Source organism: Pseudomonas sp. COW5 (assembly GCF_026240005.1).
GTDB lineage: Bacteria > Pseudomonadota > Gammaproteobacteria > Pseudomonadales > Pseudomonadaceae > Aquipseudomonas > Aquipseudomonas kribbensis.
The window spans coordinates 5,440,887-5,452,582 of record NZ_JAPHVP010000001.1 but is presented as its reverse complement, the minus strand read 5'-3'; the positions used below and the strand labels follow the sequence as shown (position 1 = coordinate 5,452,582).

10 protein-coding genes are annotated in these 11,696 nt (G+C 59.3%); 8 read left to right on the top strand and 2 right to left on the bottom strand.

The annotated features are described in order from the left end of the window. Window positions 1-47: 47 nt before the first annotated feature. The 8 genes from OQ248_RS24910 (at window position 48) to OQ248_RS24875 (ending at window position 9,557) form a co-directional block, all read left to right on the top strand. Window positions 48-566 (top strand): GNAT family N-acetyltransferase, encoded by a 519-nt coding sequence (locus OQ248_RS24910; protein ID WP_265814399.1) that lies wholly within the window; start codon window positions 48-50, stop codon window positions 564-566. A gap of 100 nt (window positions 567-666) precedes the next feature. After that, entirely contained in the window at window positions 667-1,845 is a 1,179-nt protein-coding gene (locus OQ248_RS24905; RefSeq protein WP_265814398.1) for an MFS transporter, read from the top strand. 159 nt (window positions 1,846-2,004) lie between these two features. Continuing rightward, on the top strand, window positions 2,005-2,700 hold the full coding sequence (locus OQ248_RS24900) for an HPP family protein (protein WP_265814397.1): 696 nt from the start codon (window positions 2,005-2,007) through the stop codon (window positions 2,698-2,700). Window positions 2,701-3,057: 357 nt separating this feature from the next. Further along, window positions 3,058-5,880, top strand: coding sequence for a cytochrome P450 (locus OQ248_RS24895; protein WP_265814396.1), 2,823 nt, complete (start codon window positions 3,058-3,060; stop codon window positions 5,878-5,880). Beyond that, window positions 5,877-6,281 carry a RidA family protein gene (locus OQ248_RS24890; protein ID WP_265814395.1) on the top strand — a complete coding sequence of 135 codons (405 nt, stop codon included), beginning with the start codon at window positions 5,877-5,879 and terminating at the stop codon, window positions 6,279-6,281. Before OQ248_RS24895 ends, OQ248_RS24890 begins: the two co-directional genes overlap by 4 nt. After that, the gene (locus tag OQ248_RS24885) at window positions 6,274-7,128 is read left to right on the top strand and encodes an alpha/beta hydrolase fold domain-containing protein (protein ID WP_265814394.1); all 855 of its coding nucleotides are present in this window, start codon (window positions 6,274-6,276) and stop codon (window positions 7,126-7,128) included. Before OQ248_RS24890 ends, OQ248_RS24885 begins: the two co-directional genes overlap by 8 nt. 167 nt (window positions 7,129-7,295) lie before the next feature. Beyond that, entirely contained in the window at window positions 7,296-8,402 is a 1,107-nt protein-coding gene (locus tag OQ248_RS24880) for an enoyl-CoA hydratase/isomerase family protein (RefSeq protein WP_265814393.1), read from the top strand. Window positions 8,403-8,405: 3 nt separating this feature from the next. Next, window positions 8,406-9,557, top strand: coding sequence for an acyl-CoA dehydrogenase family protein (locus OQ248_RS24875; RefSeq protein ID WP_265814392.1), 1,152 nt, complete (start codon window positions 8,406-8,408; stop codon window positions 9,555-9,557). 214 nt (window positions 9,558-9,771) lie between these two features. Here the strand turns inward: OQ248_RS24875 and OQ248_RS24870 are convergent, their stop codons facing one another. Together OQ248_RS24870 and OQ248_RS24865 are read right to left on the bottom strand one after the other, a co-directional pair. Continuing rightward, window positions 9,772-10,545 (bottom strand): enoyl-CoA hydratase, encoded by a 774-nt coding sequence (locus OQ248_RS24870; RefSeq protein WP_265814391.1) that lies wholly within the window; start codon window positions 10,543-10,545, stop codon window positions 9,772-9,774. A gap of 14 nt (window positions 10,546-10,559) precedes the next feature. After that, window positions 10,560-11,687, bottom strand: coding sequence for an acyl-CoA dehydrogenase (locus OQ248_RS24865; protein WP_265814390.1), 1,128 nt, complete (start codon window positions 11,685-11,687; stop codon window positions 10,560-10,562). Window positions 11,688-11,696: the final 9 nt, after the last annotated feature.

Genomic DNA, 11,696 nt, shown 5'->3' with positions numbered 1-11,696 from the left:
GCGATCTTGCGGAGCTTCCCAGGATCGCAGCCATCGGCAGTTCCCGCATGACATTCCTTATACGCCCCGCCCGGCCCACAGACGCGGCCACCCTCCCCGCCATCGAACGTTCGGCCGCTGAACTGTTTCGTCTGGATCCTGCACTGGCCTGGCTGGCCGACAGCGATGTACCCGACGCCGCGCAGCATTTGCAGGCCATCGAACAGACCACTGTGTGGGTGGCAGAAAATATCGACGGACAACTTGCAGGCTTTCTAAGGGCCGTTGAAATCGACAGGCAACTGCATGTCGAGGAACTCTCCGTCAGCCAACACTTTCAAGGCCAGGGTATCGGTCGCAAGTTACTGTTGGCCACGATCGAACAGGCCCGCCAACAGCAACTGGATGCCGTCACGCTGACCACTTTCCGCGACCTGCCGTGGAATGCGCCGTTTTATCAGCGAATGGGGTTTGTCGTGCTGAACGACGAGAATATCGGCGCGCATCTGGCCCTGGCCTTGAACGATGAAATTGCCCACGGCCTTCCCGGTGAACGTCGCTGCGCCATGCGCCTGTCGCTTGCCTGATATCACGACCGCCTCGCGCGTGCTTGACCGGTAACCGGCACGCGGTGAGGATGGCAACGCCGCTCGTATCCGAACCTGAAATAAGGACATTGATCTTTTCGTGGCCACTTACTCGCGCCTTATTCGCCGGCTGATGATCACCTCGTTGACCATCGTCATCAGCCGCGCCCTGATCAGCCCTCTGTTGACCCTGTTCCTGAGCAACAAGCTGGGCCTCGACCCTCAGGATGTAGGGCTGTTGCTGGGCATCGCGGTGTTCAGTGCCACGCTGCTGTCACTTTATGGTGGCTACATCATCGACCGCCTCGACAAACGTCGGTTGCTGATCCTGACCATGCTGTCGAGCGGCGTTGGCCTGATTCTGCTGACGTTCGCGCAGAACCTGTATCTGGTCACCCTGGTGCTGATCATCAGCGAAACCGCTTCGGCGCTGTTCCTGATTGGCTCCAAGGCGATCCTCAGTGAAAACCTGCCCGTCGGCCAACGGGTCAAAGCGTTCTCGCTGAACTACACCCTGACCAACATCGGCTACGCCATCGGCCCGATGATCGGCGTGGTGATTGCCGGCATCCAGCCCACTGCGCCGTTTATCGTTGCTGGCGCGATTGCCTGCGGCAGCATGTTTCTGCTGCTCGGCGTCTCGCGGGAAGCCGATCCGCAGTCGTCGGGAAAACAGCCGCAGAGTTTCCTGGACACGCTGAGAATCCTGAAGAACGACCGCACGATGGTCCTGTTCACTTTGGGCTGCCTGCTCAGCACACTGGTTCACGGGCGGTTCACCCTGTACCTGTCGCAGTATCTGTTGGTCACCCACACCCAACAGCAGACGCTCGACACCATGGCCGCTTTGCTCGCCTGCAATGCGATTACCGTCATCCTGCTGCAATACCAGATCGGTCGCCTGCTCAAGCGTGAACATCTGCGGCGCTGGATCGCCGGCGGCACAGCGTTGTTCATCGGCGGGCTGATCGGTTTCAGCATGGCCGACAGCCTCATTGGCTGGTGCGTAGCGATGTTCATCTTCACCCTCGGCGAGATGATCATCTATCCGGCGGACTTCCTGTTCGTCGACACCCTCGCCCCGGAAGCCCTGCGCGGCAGCTACTACGGCGCGCAGAACCTCGCCGCACTGGGCGGGGCTTTGAGCCCGATGATGTGTGGATTTCTGTTGATGCACACCCCGGCACCGAGCATGTTCTATGCGTTGAGTGCACTGGCTGCGCTGGGTGGATACTTGTGCGTGGTCAGTGGCCGTCGAATTAAAACAGTTCAAAAATAATGCACTGAAGCTGCATTTATATGAATTTGTCAGCATCGAGATTGCTTGGCACACTGTGCGCGTTCCTCCCCCAATAGTTGGAACGCTTCGAAGGACTTTCCGGATTGACGGACAAGTCCTTTTTTTTGCCTTCGGTTTTCTTCAAAGGATCGCTTCTTCATGCTCGCTCGCTGGTTGCCCGCTGCCATCAACACCCGCCCCACCGAATGGAGCCGCGCCGCCATCGGCATGGCACTCGGCACGCTGTTCAGCGTGTGGGCATGCAGCCAGGTGTTCGGCATCGAAGTGGCCTACCACCTGATCGGCCCGCTGGGTGCGTCGGCGGTGTTGCTGTTCGCCGTATCCTCCGGCGCCCTCGCCCAGCCGTGGTCGATCATCGGCGGTTATCTGTGTGCGGGCGTCGTCGCATTGCTGGTGGCCCATGTTCTCGGCCGAACCCTCGGCAGTGCCTGTCTGGCGGCGGGCATGGCGCTGATCCTGATGTGCTGGCTGCGTTGCCTGCACCCGCCGGCCGGCGCGGTGGCCTTGACCATGGTGCTGGCGGATCCGACGACCATCGCCATGGACTGGAAAGCCCTGGAACCGGTGATGCTCAGCGCCGCGTGCATGCTGCTGGCCGCACTGGCCTACAACAACCTGACCCGCATCCGCTACCCGAAACGCCCCGCCGAACCTGCGCCGGCCGTGACGCCGGTCGATTCTCAAGCCATCACGGCCGAGGATCTGAAATTGGCGCTGGCCGATATGGAGGCGTTTATCGATGTGACGCCAGAAGACCTGGAACAGTTGATTCATGCCAGTGAGTTGCATGCCAGACGGCGGAGCATTGGTGAAGTTCTCAGTGGACGGGTTTGAGCCACTTCCGACCAAAGGTTGTTCCGAGGTATTGCCAAGTAGAGATCAGCAACTAGATTTCAAATCTGTACCGCACAGAGTTGTCTGCCTTTCACTTGGAAGTCTGGCCCGCAGTTATGTCCAGTAGCGATGACACCGGTAGTCTGGCTATGGAGAAACGCTCAACGTCGTTGAGAAGCGAGCTGGCTTTACGCTTTGATTGAAACGTTCCTTTCAGAAAACACCGTCTTTTTTGCGTAACCTGTTGTCCGCCAAAATGCCCTGTCTGCAGCAGACGGGCGTGTGTGTTTTTCGCCAGCTCCGCGAATCTGGTGGTTTTCGAATCCAGTGTTTCGAATTCTGCGAGAGGAACGTTTCATGAGCGATCCACTACTGCAACTACTGCAAACACCCCTTTTCGCCCCCGGAAAGCGTCATCGTCTGTCACTGCGCGAATACATGGATCTGAATATCGATCGTATGCGCGCAATCATCGGCAAGGGGCTCATGACCAATGACATGTGGCTGGGCCAGCGCGATCAGTCCGCTTTCAGGTTGATGCTTGAGCGAGCAGCGTTTATCGGCGCCTGGGACTATTCATTGCTTGCCTGCATTGTCGACCACTTCATTGCCGGCGATGCATTGTTTGCCCACGGCAGTCAGCTCCAGATCACGCAATATCATCAGGAAATTTGCAAGCTGGACGCGGTTTACGCTTTTGGCTGCACAGAGATCGCCAGCGGCTCCGATGTCGGCAACCTGCAAACCACGATCACCTATGACCCGCACAACCATTGCCTGATTCTGAACTCTCCCACACCGCAGTCCTGCAAGTTCTGGATCGGCAACGCATTGCACGCAGCAGGGGTGGTCATGGTGCTGGGACGTCTTATCGTCAATGACGTGGACGAGGGGTTGCACTGGTTCCGGGTACGAATTCGCGAGAAAGAGAACGGTCCGCTCCTGCCTGGTGTCAGCGTTACCTCCTGCGACCCCAAGGGAGGCATCCACGCCAATCAAGTTGCCGGCATCCGTTTTTCTGAAATGAGGCTTCCACCGGGCGCGATGATGCAACGCTATGCCAGGTTATCTCCCGAAGGCGTTTTCACCAGTGAGGTTCCACGAAAGGAGCGCCTGACATGCGCGATGCAGACCTTCATTCAGGAGCGCCTTTTCCTTATCGCTGGCGCGCGTGGTGCCGCCAGTATGTGTGTTTATCTGACGTACCGTTTCGCTTGCCATCGTTTGGTCAGGACTGACGACAACAACCAACCTCTCCTGACCAGACCGCTGTTTCGACAGCGACTTTATGTCGAGCAACTCAAAGTCTTGGCCTTGAGGCTGCTGGAGCAAGCAGTAGTGTCGCGATTCGAAGCGTGCTGGCATCAGCCGTCCCGCAAAACAGAACTGCATATTCTCGCGGCCATCGTCAAAAGCATCGGCACATGGCTGGGACTTGAGGTCATGAGGGCATGCAGAGAACTATGTGGTTCGCAGGGATTTCATCACGACAATCAAATCATCACCTTGTGCATGGATCACGAGATCAGCACGACCTTCGCAGGCGATAACAACGTCCTGTGCTGTCAGGTTGCACGGGACGCCATAAACCGACCGCGGTTTGCCAGCGAAAACATCGCCCAACGAATTGAATCGCTGATTGTCGATCAGTGCCGCAGTGCAGGTGAGTTCACTCATCGCCAGGCGGTTGCACTCACCTACGCCCGCGCGCTGGATCTGATAATCGAAGAAGGCAAACGCCATTCGCTTGTGCCAGCCGAGACACTTCAGGACATCGTCGGTGTCTTTTCCCCGAAACTTCATGACCGGGGGCTCGTCGCAGGCACCGAGCTGGAGCGACACGCCACCAAAGCTCAATTGCGCGTGATCAACAAGCTGTTAAAACCACCGTCAGAGCTGGTCAGTGCCCCCATCGACAAAAAGGAATACGTAAAGCGCTTCACAAAACCGCTGTACGACAATGAGCCGAATTTCTCGAACCGCAATACGATTCGCAATCCTTACAAGGCCTACGCCTGGCTGCGAGAAAATCGGCCAGTCTATTGGTGCGAACATTTGCAGGCCTGGTTTCTGACCCGCTATAGCGATGTCTTTGCCGCACAGGCCGATTCCCGACGATTCTCTTCAAATCGAATGCAACAACTGATCGATGCTCGGGTGCCTGGAAACAAACGCACGCAAATAACCGAATTCATCAAGCTGGCGTCCGGATGGATGTACTCCCAGGATGGCGAGTTTCACAAAGCCAGCCGTCAGTTACTGGGTAATGCCTTCACACCGCGCTCCATCGGATCCTTGCGGACGGTCATTCATGACATCACTGATCGAGAACTGTCCGGTCTGCACGGGCAGACCGATTTGAAAACCGGGCTGTTTGACCGGATTCCGGCACTGATTCTGGCCAGGCTGTATGGCATGGAAGATGACGAGGCGTTGAATCTTCGGCGTTGGACACGAGACATCGTGATGTTCCTTGGCGGCAGCCAGGACGCGGATCAAGGGCCGGAGCAGGCCCTGGAAGGCATCAAAGAGATGTACGCCTGGTTCGCTGTTCTCATTGAACAGCGGCGCAGGCAGCCCAGGGATGATCTTGTGAGCCGGGTACTGGAGAGTGGCCAGAACAGCGCCGCCAGTTTCGATGAGGTGCTGGCACAGATCGTGTTCATTCTGGTGGCGGGTTATACCACCAGCGCAGACCAGTTGAGCCTCGGCCTGTTGCATTTGCTGAAGCATCCCGGACAACTCAAGACTCTGTTGGCAGATCCGACATTGATTGGCTCATTCATTGAAGAAATGCTGCGCTTCGATCCTGCCGGTTCTCTGAGCCATAGGGTGCTCATGGAGGACGTCACCATTGGCGACGTCACGATGAAAAAGGGACAGCTGGTTTATCTGGTCCGGGCCGCCGCCAATCGTGACCCGACAAAATTCCCCGATCCCGACAACTTCGATATACGTCGGCCAAAGAACGAACACCTGACGTTCGGGAGAGGCGAACATTTCTGCATGGGCACGGCGCTGTTCAGACTTGAGGCCGAGATCGTGTTCACCTCGCTGTTAAAACGCTTCCCTGACTTGCATCTCATCGCGCGCCGGCCTGTCACGTGGCGCAACAACAACCTGCAATTCCGGGGTTTGAAGACGCTTCCGGTCGATCTGGGACAGGAGTCTGAAGCATGAAATTCAAACGTGTTTATTCTGGAGCACCTTGGGAACGCCTCGCTGGTTACTGCAGAGCCGTGAAGGCCGGCAAGACGATTCTGGTCGGCGGTACGGTGGCATTTCGAAAGAACGGCAAGCCCTTCAAACCCGGTGATGCCTATGCCCAGACACGGCGATGCCTGAAAATCATCGAACAGGCGCTGAAACAACTGGGTGAAGATCGTACCCGCATCATTGCCACGCGCATGTACACCACCAACATGGCGCTCTTGCCAGATATCGCGCGGGCGCACAAAGCGTTTTTCGAAGGACATCCTCCGACAACAATGCTGGTGGAAGTCTCTCGACTGGTTAGCTCTGAATACGTTATCGAGATCGAGGCAGAGGCCCGTTCAGGCAAGGGCTGCGGCCATGGATGAGGCCTCGTTGACGGTGGAGGACGCCAGAACAGCGTTGCGTCAGGCGCAAGTGACCTGCGTTCATGATCTGGCGATTGAAAGCCAGGGCCGGTCACTGCCGCTGCGCCTTTACACGCCACCCGGCAAGGGGCCGTTTCCCGTGCTGGTTTTCTTCCACGGCGGTGGCTGGGTGACGGGAGACCTGGACACCCATGACGGGTTCTGTCGGTTGATGTGTGAGTGGGCCGGTTGCAAAGTGGTTGCCGTTGATTACGCCCGTCCTCCGGAACACGTGTTTCCGGCAGCTCTGGAAGACTGTTGGACTGCTTTCAAGTGGGTGACACGGCAAGACGCCGGTTCCGGGCTGGACACTTCAGCAATTGCAGTCGCAGGAGGTGGTTCAGGAGGCGGGATGGCCGCCGTTATCAGCCAGCGCGACGCTGAATGTGACACACCACGTATCTGCTTTCAGTTGCTGCTTTATCCTTTGCTCGACTGCCACATACGCCGACGCTCCCACACAAAGTTCGCGCAAGGGCATGGACTGACCACAGATATGCTTGAATGGTACCTCGGTCACTATCTACCGCCCGGAACATCGCGAGCCGATACCCGGTTGTCGCCGCTGCTGGGCGACTCGCTGTACCGACTGCCCCGGACATTGATCATCACCTGCGAACATGACGTTCTGCGTGATGAAGGCCGTGCCTACGCCGCACAACTGCGCAAAGCAGGTGTCACAGTCAAACACAAAGAGTTTTCGGGCATGCGCCACGGCTTCATGAACTACCCCGCCGCCCATGAAGAAGCCAGACGCGCCCTGCTGTTTTGCGCCCGGACCCTACAGGCACAGTTCTGCGACAAATGACGGCCGGGACTGGAATCAACGTCCGCAAGCGGCTTTCCGGGCCAAGCAAAAATGCAGACACCCCATGCACATATCCCCGTTGTACACGGCAAATTTGCACTGTTACGATCCGCTAACGCCCGCGCGCGGGCTTCTCGAATAAAGACAATAAAAGCAGGGAGTTAGTGATGACTGCTCAGGCTTCATCCCCGCGGACTTCGTCCATGGATGCCACGCAAAACGAAGTGCTGGCCGAGGTTCGCAATCACATCGGTCACCTGACCCTCAACCGCCCCGCCGGCCTCAATGCGCTGACCCTCGACATGGTGCGCCAGCTCCAGTTGCAACTGGATGCCTGGGCCTCCGACGCCCATATTCACGCCGTGGTACTGCGCGGTGCGGGCGAGAAGGCCTTCTGTGCCGGTGGCGACATTCGCTCCCTGTACGACAGCCATAAAAGCGGCGACACGCTGCATGAAGATTTCTTCGTCGAGGAATACGCCCTCGACCTGACGATCCACCACTACCGCAAACCGGTGCTGGCGCTGATGGACGGTTTCGTCCTCGGTGGCGGCATGGGTCTGGTGCAAGGTGCTGACCTGCGGGTGGTCACCGAAAAGAGCCGTCTGGCAATGCCGGAAGTGGCCATCGGTTATTTCCCGGATGTCGGCGGCAGTTATTTCCTGCCGCGCATTCCCGGCGAGCTGGGGATTTACCTGGGCGTCAGCGGCGTGCAGATTCGGGCGGCGGATGCGCTGTATTGCGGCCTCGCCGACTGGTATCTGGACAGCAGCAAACTCGGCACCCTCGACGAGCAGCTCGATCACCTGGAGTGGCACGACACGCCGCTCAAAGACCTGCAAAACCTGCTGGCCCGCCACGCCGTGCAAACCCTGCCGGATGCACCGCTGGAAGCCTTGCGCCCTGTCATCGACCATTTCTTCGCACTGCCAGACGTGCCGAGCATCGTCGAGCAACTGCGCGCCGTCACCGTTGCCGACAGCCACGAATGGGCGACCACCACCGCCGACCTGCTGGAAACCCGCTCGCCGCTGGCCATGGGCGTGACCCTGGAGATGCTGCGTCGCGGTCGGCACCTGAGCCTGGAACACTGCTTCGCCCTGGAACTGCATCTGGATCGCCAGTGGTTCGAGCGCGGCGACCTGATCGAAGGCGTGCGCGCCTTGCTGATCGACAAAGACAAATCACCACGCTGGAACCCGCCGACCCTTGCCGCGTTGCACGCCGAGCACGTCGCGAGTTTCTTCCACGGTTTCGAAGAGAGCGGGAGCTGAGCCATGCACGATCTCGAATTGACTGAAGACCAGGTAATGATCCGCGACATGGCCCGGGATTTTGCCCGTGGAGAAATCGCGCCCCACGCCCAAGCGTGGGAAAAGGCCGGCTGGATCGATGACGGTCTGGTGGCGAAGATGGGCGAACTGGGCCTGCTGGGCATGGTGGTGCCGGAAGAATGGGGCGGCACCTATGTCGACTACGTGGCTTATGCGCTGGCGGTGGAAGAGATTTCCGCCGGTGACGGCGCTACCGGTGCGTTCATGAGCATTCACAACTCAGTGGGCTGCGGGCCGGTGCTCAACTACGGCAGCGAAGAACAGAAACAGACCTGGCTGGCAGACCTGGCCAGCGGCGCAATGATCGGCTGCTTCTGCCTGACCGAACCCCAGGCTGGCTCCGAAGCGCACAACCTGCGCACCCGCGCTGAACTGCGCGACGGGCAATGGGTGATCAACGGCGCCAAGCAATTCGTCAGCAACGGCAAAAGGGCGAAACTGGCGATCGTGTTTGCCGTCACCGATCCCGATCTGGGCAAGCGCGGGATCTCGGCATTCCTCGTGCCGACCGACACACCGGGTTTCATCGTCGACCGCACCGAACACAAGATGGGCATCCGCGCTTCCGACACCTGCGCGGTGACGTTGAACGATTGCCGTATTCCCGAGGCCAATCTGTTGGGTGAACGCGGTAAAGGCCTGGCCATTGCCCTGTCCAACCTTGAGGGCGGACGCATCGGCATTGCCGCGCAAGCACTGGGCATCGCCCGTGCGGCGTTTGAAGCGGCGCTGGGTTATGCCCGTGATCGGGTGCAGTTCGGCAAGGCCATCGTCGAGCACCAGAGCATCGCCAACCTGTTGGCGGACATGCAGATGCAGATCAACGGGGCGCGCTTGATGATCCTGCATGCGGCGCGGCTGCGTACAGCGGGCAAACCGTGTCTGTCGGAGGCTTCGCAGGCCAAACTGTTTGCTTCGGAAATGGCTGAAAAGGTGTGCTCTTCAGCGATTCAGATTCATGGCGGGTACGGGTATCTGGAGGATTACCCGGTGGAGAAGTATTACCGGGATGCGCGGATTACCCAGATTTACGAGGGGTCCAGCGAGATACAGCGGATGGTGATTGCGCGGGAGTTGAAGAACTATCAGTTGTAACCGTGTCGGCCCTCTTTCCCCTCACCCTAACCCTCTCCCAAAGGGAGAGGGGACTGACCGTGGGATATTCACGAGTTGCACCGACTTGAACGATCGCTTGTGAATCCATAATCGACTCGGCCTCTCAGGTCGATGTCAGACCTGAGGCATCTCGGTCGGCTCCCTCTCCCTCTGGGAGAGGGCTGGGGTGAGGGCATTTTGTAATTGCGCAGCGTTATTTGCCCTGGAACTCCGGCGCACGCTTGGCCACAAACGCCGCCATCCCCTCCTTCTGATCCTGCGTCGCAAACGCCGCGTGGAACACCCGGCGCTCGAAACGCACGCCTTCGGTCAGGTTCACTTCGAACGCGCGGTTGACGCTTTCCTTGACCATCATCGCAATCGGCAACGACTTGCTGGCGATCACCGCCGCAACTTTCAGCGCCTCATCCAGCAACTCATCGCTCGGCACGATCCGCGCAACGATGCCGCAACGCTCGGCTTCCACCGCGTCGATCAAACGCCCGCTCAGACACATTTCCATGGCCTTGGCCTTGCCCACGGCGCGGGTCAGGCGCTGGGTGCCGCCCATGCCCGGCAGTACGCCGAGGTTGATTTCCGGCTGGCCGAATTTGGCGTTGTCGCCGGCCAGGATGAAGTCGCACATCAGCGCCAGTTCACAGCCGCCACCAAGGGCAAAGCCGTTGACCGCCGCGATGATCGGCTTGCGGCGGTTGGCCACACGGTCGCTGTCGCTGAACAGGTCGTCCATGTAGATCTGCGGGTAGGTCAGCTCGGCCATTTCCTTGATGTCGGCGCCGGCAGCGAAGGCTTTCTTCGAACCGGTGATGACGATGCAGCCAATGTTCGCATCGGCTTCCAGGCCATCGAGGGCACGGTTCACTTCGCTGACCAACTGCGCGTTCAGGGCATTCAGCGCCTGCGGGCGGTTCAGGGTGATGACGCCGACGCGGCCATGGGTTTCCAGCAAAATCGTTTCGTAACTCATGTGCAGATTCCTTCTCAAAGATTGCGCGAAATGACCATGCGCTGAATGTCGCTGGTACCTTCGTAGATCTGGCAGACCCGCACGTCGCGGTAGATGCGCTCCAGCGGGAAGTCGTTGAGGTAACCGTAACCGCCGAGGGTTTGCAAGGCCATGGAGCAGACCTTCTCGGCCATTTCCGAGGCGAACAGTTTGGCCATCGACGCCTCGACCAGCGCGGGCTGACCGCTGTCGCGCAGAGCGGCGGCGTAATGCACCATCTGCCGCGCCACGGCGATCTGAGTCGCCATGTCCGCCAGACGGAACGCCACGGCCTGGTGCTCGATGATTGGCTTGCCGAAAGTGTCACGCTCGCGGGCGTAATCACGGGCCGCTTCGAACGCGGCGCGGGCCATGCCCACCGATTGCGAAGCGATGCCGACACGGCCGCCTTCAAGGTTGGCCAGGGCGATCTTGTAGCCCTCGCCCTCCTCGCCCAGACGGTTGGCCACCGGCACTTTGACGTCTTCGAACAAAATCTGGCAGGTGTCCGAGGCGTGCTGGCCGAGTTTGTCTTCGACGCGAGCGACTTTGTAGCCCGACGAGTCGGTCGGCACGATGAACGCCGAGATCCCACGCTTGCCGGCACTCGGGTCGGTGACGGCAAACACGATCACGATCCCGGCGTTCTGCCCGGAGGTGATGAACTGTTTGCAGCCGTTGAGCACGTAGTGATCGCCTTCCAGCCGTGCGCGGGTTTTCAGGCTGCTGGCGTCGGAGCCGGCCTGGGGTTCGGTCAACGCGAAAGCACCGAGCATCGCGCCGCTGGCCAACGGTTTGAGGAAGCGTTCGCGCTGGTCGTCGTTGCCGAACTTGAGGATCGGCACGCAGCCCACCGAGTTGTGCACGCTCATGATCGTCGAACAGGCGCCGTCGCCGGCGGCGATTTCTTCCAGGGCCATGGCGTATGCCAGATAACCGGTGTCGCAACCGCCCCACTGCTCCGGCACCAGCATGCCGAAGAAACCCAGCTCGGCCATTTCGCCGATGGCTTCCTTCGGGAAGCGGTGCTCGCGATCCCATTCGGCGGCGAACGGTTTCAGCCGTTCCTCGGCAAACTGCCGGGCCATGTCGCGGATTTGTTGCTGGTCGTCATTGGGAATCATGGCAAATCC

Excerpts from the sequence above, each read along its gene's own strand:
- OQ248_RS24910 (WP_265814399.1), top strand. The coding sequence starts at position 48 with ATGACATTCCTTATACGCCCCGCCCGGCCCACAGACGCGGCCACCCTC.
- OQ248_RS24900 (WP_265814397.1), top strand. The coding sequence starts at position 2,005 with ATGCTCGCTCGCTGGTTGCCCGCTGCCATCAACACCCGCCCCACCGAA.
- OQ248_RS24895 (WP_265814396.1), top strand. The coding sequence starts at position 3,058 with ATGAGCGATCCACTACTGCAACTACTGCAAACACCCCTTTTCGCCCCC.
- OQ248_RS24890 (WP_265814395.1), top strand. The coding sequence starts at position 5,877 with ATGAAATTCAAACGTGTTTATTCTGGAGCACCTTGGGAACGCCTCGCT.
- OQ248_RS24885 (WP_265814394.1), top strand. The coding sequence starts at position 6,274 with ATGGATGAGGCCTCGTTGACGGTGGAGGACGCCAGAACAGCGTTGCGT.
- OQ248_RS24880 (WP_265814393.1), top strand. The coding sequence starts at position 7,296 with ATGACTGCTCAGGCTTCATCCCCGCGGACTTCGTCCATGGATGCCACG.
- OQ248_RS24875 (WP_265814392.1), top strand. The coding sequence starts at position 8,406 with ATGCACGATCTCGAATTGACTGAAGACCAGGTAATGATCCGCGACATG.
- OQ248_RS24870 (WP_265814391.1), bottom strand. The coding sequence starts at position 10,545 with ATGAGTTACGAAACGATTTTGCTGGAAACCCATGGCCGCGTCGGCGTC.
- OQ248_RS24865 (WP_265814390.1), bottom strand. The coding sequence starts at position 11,687 with ATGATTCCCAATGACGACCAGCAACAAATCCGCGACATGGCCCGGCAG.